Genomic DNA, 25,572 nt, shown 5'->3' with positions numbered 1-25,572 from the left:
CTTTCTCAAATATTAATACCACTTGATTAAGCTAATACTTGTTTTGCTTGTTCACTATCTTGATGAATTTGTGCAGTAAGCGCTTCAAGGCTATTAAATTTTATTACTGAACGTAGCTTTTTCTTCACTATCACTTCAATACTTTGCCCATAAAGATTTTCATCAAAATCAAAAATATGTACTTCTAATTGTTGCCTTATTCCTGCAACTGTCGGTCTTGCGCCTATATTGGCAACACCTTTAAATTCACCTTTAGCAGTTTTTACTATGACAGCAAAAACGCCATTAAGTGGTGATACTTGTCTTTTTAATAAAACGTTAGCTGTTGGAAAACCTAATTGCCGGCCTCGCTTATCACCATGAAAAACCCGGCCTATAATCGAATACTCTCGACCTAACATTTGCTCAACAGAATGTAAGTCATCTTGCTCTAGCGCTTCACGAATAACCGTTGAGCTAATACGACAATCCGCCATTTTAAAACTGTGAGTATCTGAAACCGTAAACCCAAATGCCTGGCCTGCTTTCGATAACATGGCAAAGTCACCCTGACGGTTTTTACCAAATTGAAAATCATCACCAACAATAAGGTGCTTAACGCCTAATTTTTTAACTAATAAGTTTTCTATAAAATTTTCAGCAGTTTGGTTAGCAAACTTAGCATTAAAATTGACGCAAATAAGTCGCTGCACGCCCAATTTCGCTAATAAATTATATTTATCTCGTAATCTACATAGTCGAGCAGGAGCTGTTTGCGGCGCAAAAAACTCTTGTGGCTGCGGCTCAAAAACTAATACAGCAGCGACACTATTTAATGCTTTAGCTTTATTAACTAGGGCAGTAATAATTTGCTGATGACCTAAATGTACACCATCAAAATTGCCAATAGTTAATACACAACCATGATCTGCTAATTTAATATTATGTATACCGCGAACTAACTGCATTAGCTATTATTCTGCCTTCATTTTCACACTAGTTTTATAACGCTTACGCTATAAAATCGGCTTCAATTAATCAAATAACTGCTTAAATAAGCGTTTACAAAACACTCAATAAACATTCAAATAATAACAAAGCAAGCCACCAACGAACCTCAATTTTGACATTCGCATAAAATAAATCGACAAATTATATACCAGCACGTACTAATAATCAGTAGTTCAGACACTTTTTTTTACGCTTATTTATCTTATTTTTAATTTATGAGTTTATTATTATTAAACTCATAGCAACGGGCTTAGGCGCTTATTTTTAACAGACAATAAACTAACTCAAATATTATTTGGTCTTGCTTAAGCTTACTTAGCACTATTTAGTTCTACTTACTGATAACTTTAAAATCACTAAAACGTATACCTAACAAGACAATCATCACCAGGTAACTTGCCACACCTGCAAAAATACATAGTGTAAGCTGCTGTACTTGTTCAAAAAACCCCATTGTTAGCCAAACATCAAAATCACTCGACAGCTGATAAACAACCAAGGCCATTACCATTGCGCTAAGTATCAACTTGCCGATAAAAGTAATTGTACTCAATGATAATTCATAAACGCCCTTCGCTTTTAAACCGCGATATAACAACCAAGCATTGAGTGTGGCCGACATGGTGGTAGCAATAGCTAATCCTACATAGCCAAAAAATGGCGCTAACATTAAGTTAAAAACCATATTAGCAACCATAGCGATAATACCTATTTTAACCGGTGTTTTAGTATCTTGTCTGGCGTAATATCCAGGGGCTAATATTTTAATGAACATAAAACTTAACAAACCAGAAAGATACGCAAATAATGCCATAGAGACCTGTATTACGTCTTGTTGACTAAATTCTCCGCGCATAAAAAGTACCATAATAATTGGCTGCGCTAACACCATTAATCCCGCAAGTGCTGGCCAACCAAACAAACTAACGACTTTAAGTCCCCAATCAAGCGTTGCATTAAATTCTATAGGGTTATTTTTACTGTGTAATTTTGACAAGCTAGGCAATACAACGGTTGCAATACCAATTCCAAACAAGCCAAGCGGAAATTCTAATAATCGATCTGCATAGTAAAGCCAACTGATTGATCCTGTAATTAAAAAGCTAGCAATTAAGGTATCAAGTAATAAATTAATCTGGGTAACAGAAACCCCAAATAATGCAGGAATTATCAATTTTCGTATTTTACTCACGCCTTCACTATGCCAAGCCCATTTGGGTTTAACCAACATGCCTGATTTGTATAAAAAAGGGATTTGAAACAAAAATTGTATCAAACCACCTAAAAACACCCCCCAAGCTAATGCGTGTGCGGGACTTTGCGTATAAGGAGCGCCATAAATAGCCATACTGATAATGGCAACATTTAATAACACAGGTGTAAATGCGGCAACAGCAAAGCGCCCCATGGTATTGAGAACAGCGCCTGAGAGTGCGGTAAAGCTAATAAACCATAAGTAAGGAAAGGTAATACTCAGTAAATTACTAGCTAAGGTAAATTTCTCACCGCCGGGCGCATCATCAAACCACTCAATGAACCAACCAAAACCAAATAACATAACAAATAACGGTGACGCTATCATGCCAAATAAAGTAACTAGAGTAACAATAACACCTAAAGTTCCTGATACTTGGGCGATTAACAAACGCGTTTCATCATGATTATTTTTACTTTGTTCTTGCTCAGCATGAAGTTCATCTTTTACCTGATATTCACTTAATACAGGTACAAAAGCTTGAGCAAAAGCGCCTTCCGCAAAAAGTCGTCGTAAAAAATTAGGTATTTTATTGGCGAATAAAAATACATCCGCCATGATTCCCGTTCCCATGACATTAGCAATAACCACGTCACGCACAAGTCCTAACACTCTTGAAATCAGTGTCATAACACTGACAATCAGTCCTGATTTAATTAACTTCTTACTCAAAAAACAATCCTTTAGCCTACGGTTACAAGTTGTTTTGGCGCATAATTTCAACACCAACTAAACACACAAAAATAAATAATATATATTATGTGATGATTTTAGCTATTTAAACAATGTATACTTACGACCGTTCACAACGTGTTTGTTTTTATCGACTACTTTTTAGTCGTAAACATCGACCAAATTCTTTTTAATTAGTTTTGAGGGCTTTAACGTTAGTTTTTACCCTTAATAGTAAATTAAACAATTAAAACATTTGACAACGAGCTAAAAAAAAGGCATATTTCGTCGCCTTAAATTTAAGCTTATAATCAATCTTTTAGGAGATCACCTTGGCTAACTCAAAGCAAGCTAAGAAGCGCGCAGGACAATCTGAAAAGCGCCGTCAACATAACGCAAGTCGTCGCTCAATGATGCGTACTTTACTTAAAAAAGTACTATCAGCTATTGAAGCTGGCGACAAAGAAGTTGCAGCAAAAGAATTCGCTGCTGCTACACCTGTTTTAGACCGTTACGCAAGTAAAGGTCTTATTCATAAAAACAAAGCTGCTCGTTCTAAGAGCCGTTTAAACGCAGCAATCAAAGCACTTTAATTTTTGCTTTCGCTGTAGTTATTATGAATAACTCTTCATCTGGTTAACTTGTTTGACTATATGAATATTTAAAAACCGACTTAGGTCGGTTTTTTTATGCCTGAAATTTGAGATTACTTAAACATTAACAAAAAAGCTTAGTGACTTTCATCACTAAGCTTTTTTAGTATTTGACCTAAATATACCCGAATGGTAACGGACATAGATCTATTTTTAATCTTCAGATTCAGTTCTACGTGGGTAATTTTGAGATTCTAAGTAAGCAAAAACAGTGGTGAATGCTTGTTCTTGAAACTGTTTTAAACCAGTATCACGAAAATCGATATCTATTTGGCTTTTTGATAATTCTTTTTTGATGAAAGTACCGGCTAAAATTTCAACTTCTAATTCAGGAATTAACTGAATAGCAGCTTCAATTTTAAAACCAATAGGTCCGCCAGCAAACTTACCTTTTAATGCACGACCTTTAATTTGTACGTTGGTTATCTTGTAATCTTCCATAAGCTTAGCAAAAGCAAATTGAAATTTACGTACTGATTCGGCATCGCCTGCATTATCAAGGCTAATTTTTTGTACGCGCGTATGCGGAATATCATACAAGTTGTTTTCTTTGGTCATAATACAAATAATTGCATCATTACTTTTAATTTCTACGCCACAAGCTCTCATGGAAAAACCTCATTAATCTAATTGCAGATATTATACACGCAAATCACAGAGACAAAACGGATAAATTGAATTGATACAATCATATTGATAGAGATTACATAACTCACAGGAACTTTATAGCACTTGATGAAACTTACCTGTATCATTTATTCTTGCGCTAAATTATTGCGTTACATTATTACCTTAAATTCTAGTGTTAAATTCTTCTGTTAAAAAATGAGTTAGTTGAGTAAGTAAGATGAAAAAAGTGTGTGTGATCACAGGTGGTAGCTCAGGTATTGGTTTGAGCATGGTAAAACTGTTCGTTGAGAATAATTACCAAGTCTTTAATTTAGATTTATCGCCATCTACTGACGGTGAATTTTGCCAATGTGATGTTACTAACGTGAGCCAAGTGACCAAAATTATTAATACTATTGCCAACAAACACACTATTGATGTATTAATTTCAAATGCGGGCATTCACTTTTCCGCCAACATTGAAAATACCAGTGAAGAAGAATTAGATAAGGTTTTTAACATTAATGTTAAAGGTGCTTATGCGGCAGTTAAAGCGGTATTACCGTCAATGAAGGCCAATAACAATGGCGCTATTATTCTCATCTCATCTGATCAAGCACTTATCGCCAAGCATAATTCATTTGCCTACAACTTAAGTAAAAGCGCCCTCGCCTCTATTGCAAAAACCACCGCGCTCGATTATGCGCAGTTTAACATTCGCGCTAATGCTGTTTGCCCCGGAACAATTGAAACGCCGTTATATCATCAAGCAATTAATAATTACTGTGAAAAATCAGGTGCAGATAAAGCTGAAGTGCATGCCGAAGAAGCCGCTTTACAACCGATTGGTAGATTAGGTCAACCTGACGAAGTGGCTGAACTGGTGTTATTTTTAGCCTCTGATAAAGCCAAGTTTATTACCGGTAGTTTGCAAGTGATTGATGGCGGTTATACGGCTCAGTAGCTTTAAAAAAAAAAGAAGATGAATACGCATCATTACAGGTTTTAAACTCTGAGCTTAAACACGACAACAAGACGCTATGACCATTCATTATGACAATTAATATTATTGATCCTCACTTACATTTATTCGACTTAGCGACTGGAAATTACCAATGGCTAAAAAGTGACAATCCACCTTTTTGGCCTGATAAACACCTCATCAATCAAAACTTTAGCTGTAGTGATTTAACCCTAAATCCAGCAATTCATTTAGCAGGATTTGTACATATTGAAGCGGGCTTTGATAACGAGCAACCTTGGCGTGAAATAAAGTGGTTGTCTGATTCAGTAAGCCCCAACATCTTTAGCGCAGTAGCTTTTATCGATATCACCGCTAGCGAGCTAACATTTAATGAGCAACTAACGCAGTTATTAAATTTTGATTGTGTCGTCGGTTGCCGATATATTTTAGATGATGACGCGTTAAGCATATTGCAACAACCGCAAGTTATTGAAAACCTCAAAACACTGGCACAACATAACTTTAGTTTTGATGTGCAAATGCCGCTTGATGATATTCATGCGGTTAGCGAATTAACTAAAGTGTTAGCCTTAATACCAACGCTGCACATTATTATTAATCATGCTGGCTTTCCGGCTGAATTTTCTTCTGAAACTTTGGCTAAAATTCCATCAATAAATCCTGCTAATGCAATAACTGGCACTGCTGAAAATAACGAAGCCATTGATTTCAAAAAAATAATCGCCTGGCAAAATTGGCAGCAATCAATCACCTTATTAAGTCGCTTTGATAATTGCTCGATAAAATGTTCAGGTTGGGAAATGACAGATAGAGACTACTCAATGTCATGGTTTAATGAGGTTGTAAGCTATTGCATTAACGCGTTCACATATAAACGAGTAATGTTAGCGAGTAACTTTCCGTTATGCTTATTTAGCAATACAAGTTATGCCGATTATTGGCAAATGGTTATTGATTCGTCAGTTATTACACAGTGCTCTGAAAATGAAAAAAGCGCATTGTTATTTAACAATGCGCTTCATATTTATAAACTTAAACCTTTATAAGCTTTTAAAGGTTTAAACGTTACTTAGGCTTATTTAACCGTCACGTGTGGTGATCTTTTCACTATCGCATCATTCAATTCAATACCAATACCCGGTACTTCAGTTACTTGGAAAAAACCATCAACGGGTTGTGGGTCTTGTAAACATAACTCACGGTTCCAGTCTTTAATGGCGTAAGTGTGATGCTCATGAATTAAGAAGTTAGGAATTGCTGTTTCTAAGTGCAATGACGCTGCAGTTGCTACAGGCCCACCACAAACGTGTGCTTGAATACGAATATCGTAAACATCCGCGTAATCACATACTTTTTTCGCTTCAGTAAAACCACCACATAAACCAACATCTGGTTGCAATACATCAATACTTTGATCTTCAAAGTACGGACGAACGTCCCAACGATGATACAAACGTTCGCCGCCAGCAATTGGCACGTTTACGTTATCAGATACTTTTTTATGTACCGCAGGGTTTAAGTAATTTACTGGCTCTTCGTACATCATACAGCCAACTTCTTCTACAACTCTGCCCATTTGTATTGCTGATGCTGCACCCATTAATGAGTGAGATTCAAAAATAATATCTACGTCTTCGCCAACCGCATCACGAATAGCGCGTAGTCTGTTGCCAAACAAACGCATTTGCGGTTTAGTAAATAACTTGGTTCTGTCAAACGAAGAGCTGCCATCTTGGTTATAAACAATTGGGTCAACTTTAACCGCATCGTAACCTTCTGCAACGGCTCTTAATGCCGCTTCAGCATATTGCTCTGGCTCAATTAATTTACTTATTTCAGGAGCCCAATCAAACTGTAATTGGCTGGCATAAGTACGTAATTTATCGTTAACTTTACCGCCAAGTAATTGATAAACAGGCACGCCTAAGGCTTTACCTTTTATATCCCAAAGTGCAGTATCAATAGCACTCATTGCAGAATAAAGTACCGGTCCGCCGCCTAAACCCCAAAAACTTTCACGTAACATACGCGACCAAAGTAATTCGGTATTAAACGGATTAAAACCAATAAGTACTGCTTCAGTAATTTCTTTAATCATCGCCGCTGCAGCACTGTGTCCCCAGTCATACGCTAAACCTGCTTCACCCACACCGGTAATACCTTCATCGGTATGTATACGTACAAAAACAGGGTTCCAACCAGCGCGCTTTGGGCACTCAATATCAAATATTTCAACGTGTGTAATTTTCATGTGATTCCCGAATAAGTTAATTCTATTTAATTCTGTTTAATTGTTTTTCAATTTTTATAAACTTCTATGCTTCTAAGTCAATTCTAATAATAATGTTTTTTCTTAAAGTTGAATGGTTCAATTTAAAGGAAATAGCACGGAGTTGACGTTAGTCAATAAGTACTTTTAACGCCTAAATTTAAACATACAGCAAAAAGATCACTGACTATTTACAAAAATCAGGATCGGAGCGATACACCCTTCTTAACATGGCCGGCCAAGCGGTCTGTCCGCCAGTTTTCCCGCTGTGCACAACATTCGCTTGCGCTTTAATACCGTCAATAATACTTTGCGGCGCATAGATAGGTTTCATACCTGTCGCCATTATTTGCAACTGTATCTGACAAGCTCTGGTTAAATCGTACATATGCATAAATGCATCACCTATGGTTTTGCCCATGGTTAATGCGCCATGATTGCGTAATAACATAAAGTTAGCGTCACCTAAATCATCTTGTAATCTCAATTTTTCTTCTGCGTTTACCGCTAAACCTTCATAATCATGATAACTCATTGATGCTAAAGCAAACATTGAGTACTGACTTAAGGGTAACAGACCATCTTCGACACTGGCTACCGCAATAGTGTCATTGGTGTGAACATGCAAAGCACAAAGATCTTCATGACGTGCTTCATGTACCGCGCTATGAATAGTAAAACCTGCAGGGTTAATTTCAAACGGAGAGTCTTTATCAATAATATTGCCATCAATATCAATTTTAACTAAGTTTGAGGCGGTAATTTCCTCAAAAGCCATGCCGAATGCATTAATGAGTAAATGCTCAGAGTTTGGAATACGAGCCGACACATGGGTATGAATAAGATCATCCCAACCATGCAGTTGTAATAACCTATAACAAGCCGCTAAATCGACTCGTACTTGCCACTCTTCTGGGGATACTTTGTTTTTTAAATCAAGTTTAGGCAATTGATGCATGACATGGGCTCTTTGTTACAGAAATGGAACTTATGAACAGATTTTACCTGATGATGAATAGGCATTAAAGCCGTTTAAAATATATTAAGTTAAATATAATAGGTTAATACGCAGAACTTATTATTCTTGAATCCAAGTGCGAATCTAGGATTACTAGGGTTAAATAAACGCTTTGATAATAGCAGCACCGATTAATACAAAAACTAAAATAGGTAAAATTTTACTGTATTTACTCTGCTGCTCTTCGGTCATAGGTTTAGCGTAACGCTCGCCTAATACCACCATTAAAAATACGGCTAAAAAAACACAACCCAAAATAATTAACAATGTCATCAATATTCTCCAAATTCGTAACATAGCCCAAGCCATAACTTAAGGCATAACTTAAACAACAACTGCACTATTTATCATGCATGCAATTTAACATTGAATATCATCACATCGCAAACCAATGCATTCCTATAAAATAACATAATTGTAAACAGTTGTTTTACCCTCTAGAAATACCTATCAATACTCCGTAGAATCAAAAAATAATAGATCCCTAACGCCAATTACATTACTTATTACCGCCTGACTAAAAATAATTTTTAAAGTGATTTCAAAGTAATAAACAACTCAATCAAGTCAACTTAGCGTAATAGACAAGGAAACGCCATGAAAGCAACGATTACCAGCGCAGTATGTTCATCATTATTACTTATTACCGCTTGTACGCCACAAGCTGAGAACTCTTCACCTAAAAAAACTGCTCTTGAACAAACTGCATCCGAACAAACTGCAGAACAAGGTACGCCAGTAAAAACAGCATTAGTTTCTGGTATTGAAATGGCCAATATGGACACCAATAGTCGTCCACAAGACAACTTTTATCAATATATTAATGGTAACTGGCTAGATAACACCCAAATTCCTGATGATAAAACCGCCATTGGCTCTTTTTATGATTTACGCGATCAAGCCGATGAAGACGTTAATGTCATCATTGAAGAATTAGCCGCCACAAAAAACCTAACCCAAGGTAGTGACGAGCAAAAAGTTGCTGATATTTATCGTTCATTCATGGATAACGATAAACGCAACAGCCTAGGTATAAAACCAATACAACCTATTTTTGAAGCCATTAATAACATTAATGATAAAACTGCATTAGCGGCATTTTTTGGTCAGTATCAAGCTATTGGCGTGGGTAACCCATTAGGTTTTTATATTAGTGTAGATGCTAAAAAATCAGACGGTTATGCCGCCCATATTTGGCAAAGTGGTTTAGGATTACCTGATAAAGATTACTACTTTAATGACACCGAGCGTTTTACTGAATTACGCGCAGGTTATGTCGCTCACATAGAAAACATGTTCAAACTTGCAGGCCTTCCTAATGGTAAAGCAGCCGCTAAAACCATTATGGACATTGAAACCAAGCTTGCACAATATCACTGGACCAAGGTACAAAGTCGCGATAGTGAAAAACGTTATAATAAATATGCCGTTACTGACTTAAATCAATTAACCGATGAGTTTGATTGGTCTGCGTATCTTAACGCCCAAGGTGCTAGTTCTATAAAAGATATTGTTATTAATCAACCTGACTTTATTGAAGGCTTCGGCGATATTTTTGCACAAACCTCATTAGCAGATTGGAAAACGTATTTACAGTTTCACAGCTTAAGTAATTTTGCTAGTTACTTAACAACAGAAATTGATAATGAAAACTTTGACTTTTACTCAAAACAATTAAGTGGCCGAAACGAACAGCGCCCACAATGGAAACGTGGTGTTAGCGTAGTTAACAGCAACTTAGGCGAAGTTATTGGTAAGGTTTATGTTAAAAAGCACTTTGCCCCTGAAGCTAAACAACGCATGAGTGAATTAGTCGAAAATTTACGAACCGCATACGGCACCAGTATTAACGAACTTGAATGGATGTCCGCTGATACCAAAAAAGAAGCGCAAGTTAAGTTAGCCGCCTTTACCCCAAAAATTGGTTACCCAGATAGATGGGAAGATTACTCAGAGCTAACCATCAGTGCTGATGATTTAGTGGGTAATATTATCCGCTCTTCACGTTTGTCTCATGAAAAATCACTTGAAAAACTATCTGAGCCAACCCGTAAATGGGAATGGCATATGACCCCACAAACCGTTAATGCGTATTACAGCCCAACCGCTAATGAAATTGTTTTCCCCGCAGCAATATTACAACCACCATTCTTTAACATGGCCGCCGATGACGCGGTTAACTATGGCGCTATTGGTGCAGTTATAGGACATGAAATGGGACACGGCTTTGACGATCAAGGCAGTAAATATGATGGCGAAGGTAACTTAAGAAATTGGTGGACCGAGCAAGACTTAGCTGAATTTGCTAACCGCACCAAAGCCTTAGTTGAGCAATACAATGAATATCATGTTTTTGATGATCTCGCTATAAACGGTGAACTAACCTTAGGCGAAAATATTGGTGACTTGTCAGGAGTAACCATTGCTTATAAAGCTTACCAAGATTCATTAAACGGTAAAGAGGCACCCATTATTGATGGCTTAACTGGCGATCAACGATTCTTCATGGGTTATGCCCAAGTTTGGCGTACCAAGATGGTAGAAAAGTCTTTGCGTAACCGCGTTGCTACTGATAGTCATTCTCCCGCTGAATTTCGTGCACTTGGTACACTATCAAACATGAATGAGTTTTACGAAGCATTTGATGTTAAAGAAGGTGATGCCATGTATATCGCGCCTGAGAAGCGCGTTAAAATTTGGTAGTAGGGTGAAATGCCGTTTGAAGCAAGTGCTATTTGTGGGTAACTATTTCAGTAACAAAAGCTGTTACTGAAATAGTCGATTGAAGCGATATAGATGAGAATAGGACAGCCAATAATATTAAGTGAGTGTCAGCTATAATAAGCAAAACTTATAAACGCATGAAAAATGCGTTTATATTCCATTAAAATACAAACCTAAATAGCTATACCTGTTCATTATTAATCGTTATTTTTGTAATAATTTAAAGTGAGTGTCAGCTATAATTGTTCTAAGGCGCTAAACCATCATCAGTAATCTCCCAACCGTAAGTATTAATTAAAATATCTTTGGCAGCTTGCCCCGCAATAGAGTGCTGTGTGTTATCAACATCGAGCCTTACTCCAGACTTTACCGGCTGTTGGCTCCAGCTAATTAATAACGCATCATAGTTTTCAACTGACATTGCAGTATTTGAGATGAAATCTAACTGAGCTTGTTCTAAATTAGTCACATTCCACTGACTTAAATCTTGATTAAATAATGTGGTACCGTCAAAAGTACCCCGCATAGTATTAATATTGTGGGTGTCCCAGTTACTTACTGCTGGGTTAATATTAATAGCCGCCTTAAACATCAAATCAATATCTTCCATGCTACTCACGTCCCATTTACTAATATCAGAATTAAAAGCATCTGTATTTTCAAAGGCACTACGAGCCTTAATAACATTACCAACCTGCCATTGACTTACGTCACCATTGAATGATTTGGCATTAATAAACATACTGGTCATATGTGTTACTTGCGACAAATCAGGCGTGTCGGTAGCTACACTGGTGACATTAAGACAATAATAAAATGCCCTCTCCATAGTCAACCAAGCAATATCTCCCCATTGGTCAATAGAGATAAGCTTGTTATTATCAAGCTGCCCATAAAAATCTAAGTGAGGAAAATCACCGCTAATTTTCACTTCGTATTCACCGGGGGTTGCATAGGAATGCGTTGCGTCACCTGTTATACCCGTGTCTGAGTCACCATCACCCCACTCTACGGTGTAGTTATAGGTATAATCGCCACCATCAACGGTACTGTTGGTTGGTATAACAATGGTATTATCGTCGGAAATGCCGTCATTATCTGTTTTCCATGTGGTAATAAACGGACGTGTCGCAACAACTTCAATAGTGCGGGTAACTTCATTACTGACATTGCTTGAGCTATCGGTAGCTGTGTAAGTTGCGGTGTAAGTACCTAGCGCTGTGATATCTAAATCTGAACTGGTTGCTTTAATAACGAATTCACCATCAGCATTATCAACGGCGGTAGCGCCTAAATCTACAAACGTACGCCCCTGACCTAAGGTAATGCTAACGTCGCCATTTAAAGTAAGCACTGGCGCAATGGTGTCTACTACTTCAACACTACGGGTAATTGCTATTGCGCTATTATTTGATGCATCAGTTGAAGTGTAAGTAATAAAGTAATCACCTACTGCGGTTACATCAACGTTGCTTTCAACATTAACCGTAACAGTACTGTCAACTGCATCGGTAACGGTTGCACCTTCATCTGTATAAACATCACCAACGTTAAGGGTAATTTCTGCATCACCAATAAGGGTTAATACTGGCGCAACGTTATCGATAACATTAACGGTACGGGTAATAGTGCTTTGATTATCTGCCGTATCGGTTGCGGTATAGGTAAGTAGGTAACTACCCAACGTTTCGACCATAACCACATCACTGGTGGTTGCTGTAATTGAAGTATCTACATTATCTGTTGTGATTGTGCCTTGGTCTGTGTAAATTTCACCATAATTATGCATTACATTAGCATCGCCGATTAAGGTGATAACTGGCGCAAGGTTGTCTACTACGTTTACGGTACGGCTAACTTCATTACTGTTATTGCCTGCGGTATCGGTAGTGGTATAGGTAAGCGTGTAAGTACCAACAACAGCACCAAGCACGTTACCTGTAGTATCTATGGTTAAGTCATTTGCTGTATCAATATTGTCGGTAGCAGTTACGCCAGCGTCGGTATAAATATCACCCACGTTATGGGTAACAATACTTTCGCCATTAAGGCTAAGGCTTGGTGATGTATCATCAATAACGGTTACGGTACGTGTTGCGCTACTTGCATTACCCGCAGCATCGGTTGCGTTAAAGGTGAGTGTGTAGGTATTAACGGCGTTTATATCAACTACGCCTGTTGAGGTCACGGTGACATCACCATCGGTATCGTCAACCGCTGTTGCGCCCGAATCTTCATAAGTAACACCAGCACTAAGCGTAATGCTGCTTTCGCCATTTAAGGTGATAACCGGGGCTGTGGTATCTGGTGTTGGCGTAACTGGCGCAGGATTTGGTTCAGGAGTCGGTTCTGCATCTGAAGAGCCACCACAAGCAGTAAGAGTTAAGGCGCTAAGCGCAATGGTAATTTTAGCAAAGTTTTTAACGCTGTTAACAAATGCGTTAAAAGAAAGCTTTTGCGTTAGGGTTGCAGCTAAAGTTGTTGAGCTTGTTGCTGCACTGGTTGTTAGATATGGTTTATTCATAACCGTCCTTGTTAATTTATTTATTGTTTATTTACTGACTCAGAAACTATGTCATAGGTCATTAATATATGCCTAAGCACTGGGATTGAGATTAATAATTCGCGCGAAATTTAACATATTGCTAACGTAATTACCATGATACTAGCCGAAACGTATTGATATAGGTAGCAGCAAATTGTTATTAAATTGTATGGTTTTCACTAAGTTAATGAGTGTGTAATTTTAGGTGTACTTAGCTAGGAGCAAATAGCGCGATGAAGAGCCAGTCCTCTAAACCTTAAGCCTAACCCCGAAGCCTGAAGCCTGAAGCCATATAACAATTTATCATCCCCTCTAAAATCAATCTCGAGCACAATTTATTTTAAAAATAAATATCTTTATAAAACAAATTATTGAACAAAAAGTAACATTAAATCAGCTGATACAAACAACAACCTTATTGATAATTATTATCATTAAGGTTAGTATGCACATATTGAATTTTAATCATTTTCCATGTGAGATATTTTGATATGTACGTTTGTCTTTGCCACGGTGTTACCGATAAACAAATAGAGACTGCTATTGATAATGGCGCTGAGACTATGAAGTCGTTAGCTACAGAGCTGAAAGTTGGCACACAGTGCGGTAAGTGCTGCCAATGTGCTAAGCGTGTATTGAACAATAAATTAATGCAGATTTCTGAAGCACAACCTCAAGTAGCTTAGGTATTACAAGGCATGTAGTAAACCTTTAGCCTTAACTTAATACATTACTAATGCTATAAATTACTAATGCTATATATTACCAAGCTATAAAGTTCTAACTCTAACTTATAAAAGACAGGGTTAACTTATACAAGGATACGTAGCACTCTTCGTATCGCTATATAAGTTAACTAAAGTGAAGTTCTGAAAAATATTATTCCATCATTGACTGTAAGTAATTTTCAATACCTGCATGCTCAATAATATATTGTTGCGATTCAACCCAATCAATTTTTTCTTCTACGTTTTCAAGTAATTCTTCTGCTAAATCTCTGGTGATAAAGTCGTGTAACTTTTCACTTTCGACAATTAATGTTTGTAAAGCATCACGAGAAACATATTCTAATTCCATATTAGATTGCAGCATTTCTTGGGTATGCTCACCAATATGTAAACGTCCTAAATCTTGTAAGTTAGGTAAACCTTCTAAAAATAAAACACGCTCAATTAACTTATCTGCTTGCTTCATTTTTTCAATCGAGACTTTATAGTCTGCTTTATTGAGCTTTTCTAACCCCCAGTTTTTATACATGCGAGCATGTAAAAAATATTGGTTAATCGCTATTAAATCAATAGCTAGTACGCTATTTAATAAGCTGATAATTTTTTGATGACCTTTCATAACAGCTCCCTACCCTGGTAAATGTTGACCCATATGCGATTGAATATAATTTTGTAAACCAATTCGTTCAATTAAGCCCAACTGCTTTTCAAGCCAATAAACATGATCTTCTTCAGTATCAAAAAGTAGCTTCTCTAACATTTCACGAGTTTGGTAATCACCTTCACTTTCACATAAAGCGATAGTCGATTTTAACGCGTCAACTACTTCCATTTCCAAAATCAAATCATTTTTCAACATACTAGGCACATCATCACCAATAATTAAATCACGTCTATTGGCTAGATTAGGTATGCCTTCAAGAAATAAAATACGTTTAATTAGCGCATCGGCGTGGGTGATCTCTTCTTGCATCTCATGTTCAAGTTGATCAAATAACTTATCTAAGCCCCAATCTTGATACATTCGAGAATGAATAAAATATTGATCAATAGCTGCTAACTCGTTGTGCAGCAAGTTATTTAAACTTGCTATTACTTTAGAACTGCCTTTCATTGTTCACCTCCACATATAAAAATAATGATTATTTTATAAAGCACTCAATATAAATTACTGTAAAGCCTAGTAGATTGATAGCGATTTATCGAATTAATCTAGATTTTTTATGTAACTTTTATTTAATTTTTATTTAGCTAAGTAACTATTTTTTATAGTGAAAATTATTCTTATTAGTATTTACCCAAACAATTAATATAACGTATAGCATTATGTATAAATGAATTGTTAGTAATTAGAGCAAGAAGTGTTAAGTAAACCCTTTATATTTGGTTGTTTTTTCTTCCTATAAGATAGAAATGAATAACCAAGTAGCGAGTATAAATAGCCATCTAAACTTCTAAATATTGCTAATAAACAAGAGGCACGATAGAATACGCGCCTAAAGGTTTTTTCGTGTTAACGAAGATGGTGTAAATCCATCACTGTACCCGCAACTGTAAATGAAGTTTTATTTAATCATTACTTATTAATGACTAATTAATTAATTAATGAATAAATAATCGTTCAAAGTCAGATAGCTAACCAAAAAACCAACCTATTACCGTGCGGGAAAACACGAGTTTAAATATGTCTACCCTAATTAATATCACTTCGCTTAGCTGGAAAATTCAGCAAAAAAACATTTTGCATAACATTAGCTTTAATGTTCGCAAAGGCGAAGTTATAGGTATTATAGGCCCAAATGGCGCAGGTAAAACTAGCTTATTACGCTGTTTAACTAACCAAGCCAATATTCTTGCCAACTCAAATATAAGCGGTAGCGTTCAGCTTAAAAACCGTGATTTAAAACAATACAGTGCTAAAGAAATAGCTCAACATTTTGCATTAGTTATGCAAAAAAATGACAGTATATTTGCTTTATCTGTGCAAGACGTGATGAACATGGGGTTATTACCGCATAAATCATTTTTCGCTTTAGATAACGATCACGACAAAGCTCAGATAGCATTGGCACTCGACAAAGTCGGTTTACGTCACGAATTACATAGCCACTTCAATCAATTATCAGGTGGTGAGCAACAGCGAGTACTAATTGCTCGCGCGTTAGTACAAGCCAGCCAAATTTTAATTCTGGATGAGCCCACTAATCATCTTGATGTTTATTATCAGCATCAAGTACTGCAACTTGTTAGTAAGCTTCATATTACTGTCATAATGACAGTGCATGATTTCAATCTAGCAAGCCTCTATTGTCAGCGATTATTATTATTAAACAAAGGTGAGCTTATTAGTGATGGCACGCCTGAAGAGGTTTTAGCGCCAAAACAATTAAGTAAAATATTTGGCTTACCTTGCCAACAAAATATTGATGCAATTACTGGTGCAACGCAAGTGTCCTTTTACTTAGAAGAAAATAGGCTTGAAGAGAATAGGCTTGAAGAAAATGGCCTTGTAGAGAATAAAATTATAGACGATAAACTTGCAGCACCTATTGATACACAATGTGCTTCGGGGTCGTTAAGTGAATAAAACGTCAATTACTCTATTTACCTTAGCTGCGCTGGTTATTGTGTCTGCAATAGCGTCAATCACCTTTGGGCCCGCTGAAATAACTTCATCAGAGTTAATGGCTTGTTTAGTTGGTAATTGTCAAAGCCAAATTTCCAATGTGGTTATTTGGCAAATACGCATTCCTAGAGTATTAGTTGCCTTAGTTGCCGGTATGGGCTTAGCGATTGCTGGCGCTATTTTACAAAACACCACGCGTAACCCTTTGGCTGATCCTTATCTTTTTGGCATAGTTTCAGGCGCGGGTTTAGGCGCAACTATCGCCAATATCACCTTAGCGAATCATCTCACAGTAGCTCTGCCGTTAGCGGCATTTCTTGGTGCGTTATTCTCAGTTATTATTGTTGTGTTTGTCGCTAAAGTTATTCAACGTATGGAACAACTACTGTTAGCGGGTGTGGCGGTATCGTTTATGCTCGCATCAATTACCCAGTTCATTTTATATTTTGGTGAACCCTTTGCTACTAACCGGGTAATGTTTTGGTTAATGGGTAGCTTAGCGCGTGTTGAAATGAGTAATTTTTATGTTATTGGCGCGGTATTAGTTATCGCCATGCTTATTGTCGCTGCATTGCACCGACAAATTGATGCCTTGTTACTAGGCGATGAAAGTGCTGCTAGTTTAGGTGTTAATGTAGATAAACTTCGTTTACTTATGCTCGGATTATGCGCCGCACTTACCGCCACTATTGTCGCCTATTGTGGCGGTATAGGCTTTGTTGGCTTGATGATCCCGCACATTGTTAGGCAAATTATTGGCGTAACTACCTTAAAACTTATTCTTGGCAGCGCACTTATTGGCGCTATATTTTTAATTTGGGTTGATGTTATTGCCCGCTCTTCACTACCGCATGCTGAAATACCTATTGGTATTATTACCTCAGCCTTAGGTAGTTTATTTTTCTTATTTATCATGTATCGATCTCGCCCAATAAACTAAGCTTTAACAGATAAAAATTATATCTTAACAACGTAGAGAAAAAATTATGACTGATAACAATTTACCTGAAAGTGATTTACCTAAGAATGACTTACCTGAAAGTGAGTCGTCTGAAGCTAGCAAAAAAGATAAAACCACCTCTGATAAGCACAAAGCGCGTATGCAAAAGCTTAAAGAGAAAGTAGATTCTCGTATTGACAGCGCAACCGATGAACGTGGTTTATTAATCGTTATAACAGGTAATGGTAAAGGTAAAAGTACTTCAGGCTTTGGTACTATTGCTCGTGCTGTTGGTCATGGTCTTAATGCTGCAGTTGCTCAGTTTATTAAAGGTACATGGGCTTGTGGTGAACGACAATTACTAGAAAATGCCGGCGTGCAATTTGAAGTAATGGGCACAGGCTTTACTTGGAACACGCAAGATAAAGAAAAAGACATTGCCGCGGCCAAACAAGTATGGGTTAAGTGTAAAGACCTACTTGCTGATAATAATATAGATGTCGTGTTATTAGATGAAATGACTTACATGCTTTCGTACAAATACCTTGATTTAGATGAAGTAGTTGAAGCGTTAAATAACCGTCCTAAAAATCAACACGTTATTATTACGGGTCGTGCTTGTCATCGCGCGATTATTGATATGGCTGATACGGTTAGTGAAGTTCAATCAATCAAACACGCTTTTGATAACGGTATTAAAGCGCAAAAAGGTATTGATTGGTAAACCAATTATTCCCTGAAAAAATCAGCTTGAATAGTGATTATTAAATATTTAGTACAACACTACTCAAGCCAATATATTTAACTCTATAGAAACATAATGAAATTAATTTACTCACTGCTATCACTAATACTTATTGCTAACTCATCGCTTGCACAAACAAGTGAAAATTATAATGAAGATAAGAGCGAAGTTAAGAGCGAAGAAGTAACTAAACCAACAATTATTGCCTTATCACCGCATATTGTCGAAATGCTGTTTGATGTTGGCGCAGGTAAGCAAATTATTGGTACCACTACTTTTGCTGATTATCCCGAGCAAGCAAAGAAAATACCGATTATTGGTAGTTATGTACGTTTACAAATTGAGCGCGTGATAGAGCTGCAGCCTGATTTAATTATTGCATGGAAAAGTGGTAACCCCAGTGATGACCTAGCGAGATTAGAGCAACTTGGTTTTAACATTGTCTATTCACAGCCGCATACCTTTGCCGATGTAGCCAGCGAAGTACGTTTATTTGGTGAGATAAGCGGTCATGCAAAACAAGGTGAAAAAGTAGCTGCGAAGTTTGAACAAGACATAGAAGAAATAACAAAAACCTATAAAAACAAAAGCGAAATAACTGGGTTTTATGAGCAGTGGTCTCGCCCATTAACAACCGTTGCTAAAAATAGTTGGCCACAACAATTTCTTAATATATGCCAAGTCAAAAATCCTTTTGAGCAGGTATTAACGCCTTATCCGCAAGTAAATATAGAACAGTTATTACCGGCTGAAATACAAGTAATTATTCAGCCATTATCTGAAAATCAAAAACAGCTTGAAGGCTTTAATTGGCAAGATTGGTCAATTATTCCTGCGGTAAAAAACAAACAAATAATTCAACCAGATGCAGACAAAATGCATCGTATGACATTACGCAGTGTATCTGCATTAAAAGATTTGTGTGTAGAAGTCGACCAAACAAGGGAGATTTTGCAACAAAAGCATAGCTAGTCAAAACGGCTAGTAACTAAAAATATTTTAGGTGTCTGGACGCATTATTTGTGAAATACATCTCGTGCTGCAGATTAAACGGGAAATTGGTTAAACCAATACTGCCCCCGCAACGGTGTGAAGGCTCTATTACTGAGTGTTCAAGTCCGGAGACCGGCCTAAAATTTAATTTATCATTATGAACACGGTGGGTGTTTATAACTGAGGACAAAATGAAAAAAACATTAATAGCACTAAGCATTAGCAGCCTACTTTATTCATCATTTTCACTTGCTGAAGAAGTTCAAAACGAAATAATCGATAGACAAGTTCTAGCCGATGAAAACATGATTGTCACTGCGACTCGAAGTGTACAAGACAAGTTTGATACCCTTGCTTCTGTTGGCGTATTCACCCAAGCAGACATAGAAAAAATTCAACCCTTATCTGTCGGTGATTTACTTAGCCGTGTTGCGGGTATTTCAATTAGCACTCAAGGTACTTCTGCTCATAAATCATCAGCGTTTGTACGTGGTACTAACTCTGATCATGTTCTGGTATTAGTGAATGGTGTTCGTGTTGGCTCTGCAACCCTTGGTTCAAAAAGCCTTGCTGAAATTCCTGTGCAATTAATTCAACGTGTTGAAGTAGTTAAAGGACCAAGAGCTGCATTGTGGGGCTCTGATGCTATTGGTGGTGTTATACAAATATTCACTCGTGACTTAGCCCCAAGTGAAGGCCAAGTTGGCTTAAAAGTAGGTAGTAATAGTTTAGTTCAAGGTTATGGCGCGTTAGGTTTTGGTAACGAAGCTAATAGCTATACCTTAACAGCTATGGCTGAAAAGTCTGACGGTGTTGATGTAGTCGTTCCTGATGGTAGTAGCGCATATACCGTTGACCAACCTGATGAAGATGGTTACGACCGTCAATCTGTTGGTCTTTCTGGTACAAGCCAATTTACTAAAGAATATTCACTCGAATTAAATACTCAGTATGACCAAGGTACTACTGAAATAGATGCCAACACCGCGTACAGTGGCGACGAGACCAGTTATGAAAACTACTTCGTATTACTAAGAAATCACCTGCAATTAGACAATATTTATTTGCAGCTTGGTTTAAGTACGGCGCAAGACAGCTCTGAAGATAATTATAGTGATTACAATGTTGATAATAACTTTGAAAATCCAAATAGCTTATATGTTACTAATCGTGATCAAATAACAGCATTAGTACAAATGCCATTAGCACAAGCATCAGAAATAACCACTGGTTTTGAGTGGTATAAAGAGGATGTTGAAAGTAGCTTGGTTTACGACAGCACTGAGCGTATTACAAGAGCATTTTTTGTTACTGGTCGTCATGATATAGATAACATAAAAATTGAAGGCTCTGTGCGTTACGACAAAGTTGGTAGCATTGATGGAGAAACAACCTACCAAGTTGCAGCGGGTTATGAAGCTAGTGAACAGCTTCTTTTCTCATTAAGTTACGGTACTGCATTTAAAGCGCCTAGTTTTAATGATTTATATTACCCTTGGTCTGGTAACCCTGATCTAATGGCTGAAACTTCAGAAAGTACTGAGTTTTTAACTCGCTACCGCCATGAGTTGTTTACTGCTGAGCTTTCTGTTTACCAAACTAACATTGATAACCTAATAGAATGGGCACCAACTGATTCAGGCGCGTATAAACCGTCAAATGTTGCTGAAGCTGAAATTTTTGGTGTTGAAACTACCTTTACTGCTGATATTTATGGCACAGATAACAGATTAACATTAAGTTATCTTGATGCTAAAGATGCAGAGACTGATCACGACTTACCGAGACGACCAAACTTTTTTGCAACCTATAATTTTATTTACTCAATGGAGCAGTTAGACTTTACTTTTGATATTAATTATCAAGGCGATAGATATAACCTTTCTGGTGACCCTGTGAAAACATTGGATTCGTATACCTTAGTTGACCTTGGTTTAAACTACCGACTGAACAGCCAAGTAAGCTTACTTGCTAAAATCACCAACGTTGCTGACGAGTTTTATAAAACTGCTAGTACTTACCCTGGTGCTGAGCGTGGTTATACATTAACGTTAGATTATAGGTTCTAGGTTCTAGGTTCTAAGCAATTTTATAACCAACCGTTAGATACAAAAAAGCCTGTGAATCACAGGCTTTTTTATGTCGTTAATTGTCTAGTTATTTTAGCGCGATATTAATCTCTACTTGATTCAAGTTTTTCACAAAGTCATTATTCAATGCTAATGGACTCAAACCTTGATAATGCTTAATATAATCTGAGTAGTTATTATTACTAATGCTTTGAATTAATCTAATATCAGTTGATTGCTTATCGGTATTAATATCAATAATATCTTCATATCCAGTTAATGGAGCGCTAATCGCTAGTACACCAGTATCGGGACCGTAGAATGTCCATTTAGCTGGCATTACTAATTTAGTGTCTGGATCATAAGCAGTAAAAACAAAGCTAATTACGGCCATAGGATAGCCAGATACCGCACTGTAATCATAGCTGCCGTCATCTTTTATTTCAGAAAAATTACGATCATCTATTGACGGTTTTTGTTCGCTCGCTTTTACAGAAAAAGATTCTTGAGCAGTTGTTGATATCACTTGTTGGTGTGTTTTAATCGTCGAGCTACCAAAAATAGAACTGCTTTCATCAAAAGTCACACTAGCTTGTGATTGATAATACGCTTCACTAATATAACTATGCGTATTAAAAACAAGTAATGATTGATCGTTACTGTCGACTACAGCTGAAAAATGTTTGGTATTGCCAATAAGTTGATTAGTAGTAAAGGTTTGATGCTCTTGTGCTAAATCAACACTGTCTGCTACTTGAAAGGCAGAAAGTGACCATACGCCGTCGTCATTGGCACTAAAGTCATCAATAAAATCAGCCGAAGCTATCGCTTTTTGATTAGCATCAACCCCCGATACTGAAAAAGAATGCTGAGGCCAATTACCATCAATTGAACGACAAACATTAATTCCCTCAAAAAGCGTTGTTTCTGTATCAACCGTTTGCCAATTGTCATAAGCTAATGAACTCGTTACTGAGGTAACGGAATCAAAAGGTCTATGTGATAACTCAAGGTTTTGCGTTACACACTCACAGGTTGAGTTATCAACCGAGTTATCAAACTGTGCTTGATAATAAGAAGCTGAATCACTACTGGCTTGGTAATAACTCACCACATTTAAACCTTCATCTTCACTACCTTTTTGATCTTTAGCAATGATGGTGTAGTTAATAAACTCACTTGTGGTAACAACACTGATAACACCACTTTCATCTGGCTTATGAGTACTTAATGTTTGCCAAGTATCATCTTGCAATAATAATTCAACATCGGTAAAAGCAGTTACAACACCGCAATCGTTTGTTAACTGCGAAGTTAATGTGAAAGTTCGCTCAACAGGAGTTACTGGTACTGAGGGAGCATCTTTTGAATCACTACCGCAACTTTGCAATAGTAACGTTAGCGCTAGTGTGGAAAATAAGGTAGGTAATGTAGGTACTAGAAATTTATTCAACTGTGATCCCCAAGGATTTTATTTAAAGATAAAACTGAAAGCCAACAAGCAACTTAGATTCAAAGAGTAAAACTTAAAAAGTGAACATAAATTTTCAGCAGAATTATACCTAGCTTTAGTATGAATTTGCTATTTTTGTTTTGTTTATCATATAACTTACCCATCTTGTGTTAGCCAGTTTTTAATATCTTACTCTGAAAATCATTTTTAATACTCATTGAAATCCTTACAAACCTCTTCGTAATAATTACACAATAAATATAATTTTATTATTACGCTGCATTATTTACGCTTAAAAATCAGCACATTGGCTATTGGCACAGGATTTGAATATTCAAAGATGGGTATATTAAATACAACTACCAACTTCGGTTTAGGTCTTTGTACTTTTCAATATCCATATCGCCTATTAAATATGCTTAAACAAAGCTAAAACTAAGCTAAAAACAAAGGAGAATTAGATTATGAATAACGACATTATTGAAGGTAAGTGGAAGCAAGCATCAGGTTCACTCAAAGCCAGTTGGGGTAAATTAACTGATGATGACTTACAAGAAATAGATGGTAATCTTGAAAAATTCCAAGGCAAGATGCAAGAAAAATATGGAATGGCTAAAGATGAGGCAAAAGAAGAATTCGAGAAATCTTACTAATAATTACTTATAGTTATGAGTAATTATTAGCTATACAAGTCAGTATAAGTATTTTTGCAGACTCATGGCGTCATATTAAATGGCGCCAATTTTTTATATAACGCCAAATAATTATCGTTATATTTTATATAAAGCCTCATATAACGTTTGAAAAATTAAAGAATTAAGTAACATCTTTAACTTCTTTTTTATAAGGTTCAAGAAATTGCAAAACCATAAACCCTGTTAAACTTAATACAATAGCTATCTCATAACGAGCATATGCGACCGATACGCCAATGGCAGCAGTTAACCAAATTCCAGCTGCGCTAGCAGTACCTTGTACATGCTCTGAGCTTTTAATTATTGACCCACCCCCAATAAAACCAATGCCTGTTATTATGCCGTACATCACTCTCGCTTGTGCTCCTGGCTCTGTAAAAACACTCATCGCGACTAACATAAAAGCAGTACAAGAAATAGCGACCAACGGAAAGGTCCTTAAGCCCGCGCCATTAGTTCTTGATTCTCGGTTAAGTGCTATGGGTAACGACAAAATGAAAGCAATACCAAGTTGATATAGGTGAAACCAAATCAGCTTAAAGTCTATTGGAAACTCTTCTAACATAATTTTCCTAACATTATAAATATAAAAACAACTAGATTAAGTAATTAATACCTTTTGAAAATAATTCATTTATTTATTATTTCAAGTGGTATTCGTGACTTTAAAACCATAAATTATAACTACAAGTAACAAAAAATACAGTAAGCAGAGTTAAAAGAAAATAACTACCACTACATTTTGTACTAAAGCGAAGGGGAAATAGATAATACGTGTGACATGCAAAGCAAATTTTCAACTCGCATTATTACTGCTAATTGTTTATTACCAATTATTTATTCCTAGTCAATAATTTCTGATCAATATTGATAAATAACTCAACAGCCCCCAGTTTAACTATTCTGCTTATTGAAAAAAGCACAAACAGTTTCATATGATAAGATTATCAACCCTGAAGCCTCGTCAATACAAAATTCACTCGGCAATTTATTATGCATTTACTTAAATCAACAATTCATCCTGACATTACCGACTTATCGGCCTCAACATTTACCCGAAACGCCACCAGAGCTATCATTTTAAAAGGTGAAGATATATTGCTGCTATACACCAAACGTTACCACGACTATAGCTTACCAGGCGGCGGAATTGATGACGGTGAAAGTAATGTAGATGGATTAATTCGTGAATTAAAAGAAGAAACTGGCGCACATAATGTTGATAATATTCAGCCTTTCGGTCGTTATGAAGAATACCGACCTTGGTACAAACCTGACTTTGATATTGTGCAAATGCAATCTTATTGTTACACCTGCACCATTGACGATGTACTAAAAGAACCTGAGCTTGAAGCCCACGAAATTAATAATGGTATGCACCCAGTATGGATGAATATTCACGAAGCAATCAGCCATAATGAAGAGACTATAGCTAAAAGCGCCAAGAAAGGTTTATCGATTGAACGTGAAACCTTTTTACTTAAATTGATTGTTAAAGAGTTGCTTGATTAAATAACTAGATTAATTACGTAGAAATCAAAACTGGATCCCCGACAAGAGAACTCGGGGATGACGAAAATCATACGTGCGCTTATAACTTTAC

Annotated in this window: 23 protein-coding genes and 1 riboswitch; of the genes, 12 read left to right on the top strand and 11 right to left on the bottom strand. The window is 36.7% G+C overall.

All coding sequences use genetic code 11. From position 1 onward, the window contains the following. Positions 1-26: 26 nt before the first annotated feature. Both ribF and murJ read right to left on the bottom strand, forming a co-directional pair. Entirely contained in the window at positions 27-947 is a 921-nt protein-coding gene (ribF, locus tag CWS31_RS15790; RefSeq protein ID WP_101342966.1) for a bifunctional riboflavin kinase/FAD synthetase, read from the bottom strand. A 374-nt stretch (positions 948-1,321) separates the two neighbouring features. After that, positions 1,322-2,917 (bottom strand): murein biosynthesis integral membrane protein MurJ, encoded by a 1,596-nt coding sequence (murJ, locus tag CWS31_RS15785; protein WP_101342965.1) that lies wholly within the window; start codon positions 2,915-2,917, stop codon positions 1,322-1,324. Between the two features lie 332 nt (positions 2,918-3,249). Here murJ and rpsT point away from each other — a divergent pair, with 332 nt between their 5' ends. Further along, positions 3,250-3,510 (top strand): 30S ribosomal protein S20, encoded by a 261-nt coding sequence (rpsT, locus tag CWS31_RS15780; protein ID WP_101342964.1) that lies wholly within the window; start codon positions 3,250-3,252, stop codon positions 3,508-3,510. 213 nt (positions 3,511-3,723) lie between these two features. On the opposite strand, the gene CWS31_RS15775 is transcribed toward rpsT, so the two are convergent. Next, the gene (locus CWS31_RS15775) at positions 3,724-4,179 is read right to left on the bottom strand and encodes a DUF3010 family protein (protein WP_101342963.1); all 456 of its coding nucleotides are present in this window, start codon (positions 4,177-4,179) and stop codon (positions 3,724-3,726) included. Between the two features lie 238 nt (positions 4,180-4,417). Here CWS31_RS15775 and CWS31_RS15770 point away from each other — a divergent pair, with 238 nt between their 5' ends. Continuing rightward, positions 4,418-5,143 carry an SDR family NAD(P)-dependent oxidoreductase gene (locus CWS31_RS15770; protein ID WP_101342962.1) on the top strand — a complete coding sequence of 242 codons (726 nt, stop codon included), beginning with the start codon at positions 4,418-4,420 and terminating at the stop codon, positions 5,141-5,143. An 89-nt stretch (positions 5,144-5,232) separates the two neighbouring features. Beyond that, positions 5,233-6,210: an amidohydrolase family protein gene (locus tag CWS31_RS15765; protein ID WP_101342961.1), complete on the top strand. Its 978-nt coding sequence runs from the start codon at positions 5,233-5,235 to the stop codon at positions 6,208-6,210. Between the two features lie 29 nt (positions 6,211-6,239). On the opposite strand, the gene CWS31_RS15760 is transcribed toward CWS31_RS15765, so the two are convergent. The 3 genes from CWS31_RS15760 to CWS31_RS17620 form a co-directional block, all read right to left on the bottom strand. Then, a complete protein-coding gene (locus tag CWS31_RS15760; RefSeq protein WP_101342960.1) occupies positions 6,240-7,415 on the bottom strand; it encodes a mandelate racemase/muconate lactonizing enzyme family protein in 1,176 nt (391 codons plus the stop codon). 205 nt (positions 7,416-7,620) lie between these two features. Further along, positions 7,621-8,391: a class II aldolase/adducin family protein gene (locus CWS31_RS15755; RefSeq protein WP_101342959.1), complete on the bottom strand. Its 771-nt coding sequence runs from the start codon at positions 8,389-8,391 to the stop codon at positions 7,621-7,623. A 159-nt stretch (positions 8,392-8,550) separates the two neighbouring features. Next, positions 8,551-8,724, bottom strand: a complete 174-nt coding sequence (locus CWS31_RS17620) for a hypothetical protein (protein WP_170252911.1) — start codon at positions 8,722-8,724, stop codon at positions 8,551-8,553. A 324-nt stretch (positions 8,725-9,048) separates the two neighbouring features. Between CWS31_RS17620 and CWS31_RS15750 the strand changes: the two genes are divergently transcribed. Next, entirely contained in the window at positions 9,049-11,154 is a 2,106-nt protein-coding gene (locus CWS31_RS15750) for a M13 family metallopeptidase (protein WP_101342958.1), read from the top strand. 268 nt (positions 11,155-11,422) lie between these two features. On the opposite strand, the gene CWS31_RS15745 is transcribed toward CWS31_RS15750, so the two are convergent. Continuing rightward, positions 11,423-13,699, bottom strand: coding sequence for an immunoglobulin-like domain-containing protein (locus CWS31_RS15745; protein ID WP_101342957.1), 2,277 nt, complete (start codon positions 13,697-13,699; stop codon positions 11,423-11,425). Between the two features lie 512 nt (positions 13,700-14,211). Between CWS31_RS15745 and CWS31_RS15740 the strand changes: the two genes are divergently transcribed. Then, positions 14,212-14,406, top strand: coding sequence for a (2Fe-2S)-binding protein (locus CWS31_RS15740; protein ID WP_101342956.1), 195 nt, complete (start codon positions 14,212-14,214; stop codon positions 14,404-14,406). A gap of 193 nt (positions 14,407-14,599) precedes the next feature. On the opposite strand, the gene bfr (CWS31_RS15735) is transcribed toward CWS31_RS15740, so the two are convergent. Then, a complete protein-coding gene (gene bfr, locus CWS31_RS15735; RefSeq protein WP_101342955.1) occupies positions 14,600-15,067 on the bottom strand; it encodes a bacterioferritin in 468 nt (155 codons plus the stop codon). Positions 15,068-15,076: 9 nt separating this feature from the next. Next, the gene (gene bfr, locus CWS31_RS15730; RefSeq protein WP_101342954.1) at positions 15,077-15,562 is read right to left on the bottom strand and encodes a bacterioferritin; all 486 of its coding nucleotides are present in this window, start codon (positions 15,560-15,562) and stop codon (positions 15,077-15,079) included. Positions 15,563-16,132: 570 nt separating this feature from the next. Here bfr (CWS31_RS15730) and CWS31_RS15725 point away from each other — a divergent pair. The 5 genes from CWS31_RS15725 to CWS31_RS15705 all read left to right on the top strand — a co-directional run bounded on the left by CWS31_RS15725 (position 16,133) and on the right by CWS31_RS15705 (position 21,821). Then, positions 16,133-17,035 carry an ABC transporter ATP-binding protein gene (locus tag CWS31_RS15725; protein ID WP_101342953.1) on the top strand — a complete coding sequence of 301 codons (903 nt, stop codon included), beginning with the start codon at positions 16,133-16,135 and terminating at the stop codon, positions 17,033-17,035. Beyond that, a complete protein-coding gene (locus tag CWS31_RS15720; protein WP_101342952.1) occupies positions 17,028-18,014 on the top strand; it encodes a FecCD family ABC transporter permease in 987 nt (328 codons plus the stop codon). The genes CWS31_RS15725 and CWS31_RS15720 overlap by 8 nt, the downstream gene beginning before the upstream one ends. A 46-nt stretch (positions 18,015-18,060) precedes the next feature. Further along, positions 18,061-18,738, top strand: a complete 678-nt coding sequence (cobO, locus tag CWS31_RS15715; protein WP_101342951.1) for a cob(I)yrinic acid a,c-diamide adenosyltransferase — start codon at positions 18,061-18,063, stop codon at positions 18,736-18,738. 96 nt (positions 18,739-18,834) lie between these two features. Next, complete coding sequence (locus CWS31_RS15710) at positions 18,835-19,731, top strand: cobalamin-binding protein (RefSeq protein WP_101342950.1); 897 nt, start codon at positions 18,835-18,837, stop codon at positions 19,729-19,731. 12 nt (positions 19,732-19,743) lie between these two features. Continuing rightward, a riboswitch (cobalamin riboswitch) is annotated at positions 19,744-19,907 on the top strand. Between the two features lie 36 nt (positions 19,908-19,943). Beyond that, positions 19,944-21,821 carry a TonB-dependent receptor domain-containing protein gene (locus CWS31_RS15705; RefSeq protein ID WP_101342949.1) on the top strand — a complete coding sequence of 626 codons (1,878 nt, stop codon included), beginning with the start codon at positions 19,944-19,946 and terminating at the stop codon, positions 21,819-21,821. An 88-nt stretch (positions 21,822-21,909) separates the two neighbouring features. On the opposite strand, the gene CWS31_RS15700 is transcribed toward CWS31_RS15705, so the two are convergent. Beyond that, positions 21,910-23,274, bottom strand: a complete 1,365-nt coding sequence (locus CWS31_RS15700; protein ID WP_101342948.1) for a hypothetical protein — start codon at positions 23,272-23,274, stop codon at positions 21,910-21,912. Between the two features lie 464 nt (positions 23,275-23,738). On the opposite strand from CWS31_RS15700, the gene CWS31_RS15695 reads away from it, so the two are divergent. After that, positions 23,739-23,927, top strand: a complete 189-nt coding sequence (locus CWS31_RS15695; protein ID WP_101342947.1) for a CsbD family protein — start codon at positions 23,739-23,741, stop codon at positions 23,925-23,927. 163 nt (positions 23,928-24,090) lie between these two features. On the opposite strand, the gene CWS31_RS15690 is transcribed toward CWS31_RS15695, so the two are convergent. Continuing rightward, positions 24,091-24,534: an MgtC/SapB family protein gene (locus CWS31_RS15690; protein WP_101342946.1), complete on the bottom strand. Its 444-nt coding sequence runs from the start codon at positions 24,532-24,534 to the stop codon at positions 24,091-24,093. Positions 24,535-24,962: 428 nt separating this feature from the next. On the opposite strand from CWS31_RS15690, the gene CWS31_RS15685 reads away from it, so the two are divergent. Continuing rightward, the gene (locus CWS31_RS15685; RefSeq protein ID WP_101342945.1) at positions 24,963-25,481 is read left to right on the top strand and encodes an NUDIX hydrolase; all 519 of its coding nucleotides are present in this window, start codon (positions 24,963-24,965) and stop codon (positions 25,479-25,481) included. Positions 25,482-25,572 lie beyond the last annotated feature (91 nt).

Source organism: Colwellia echini, assembly GCF_002843355.2.
Lineage (GTDB): Bacteria > Pseudomonadota > Gammaproteobacteria > Enterobacterales > Alteromonadaceae > Colwellia > Colwellia echini.
The sequence above is the reverse complement of the archived record's forward strand: the minus strand, read 5'-3'. Positions and strand labels throughout refer to the sequence as shown.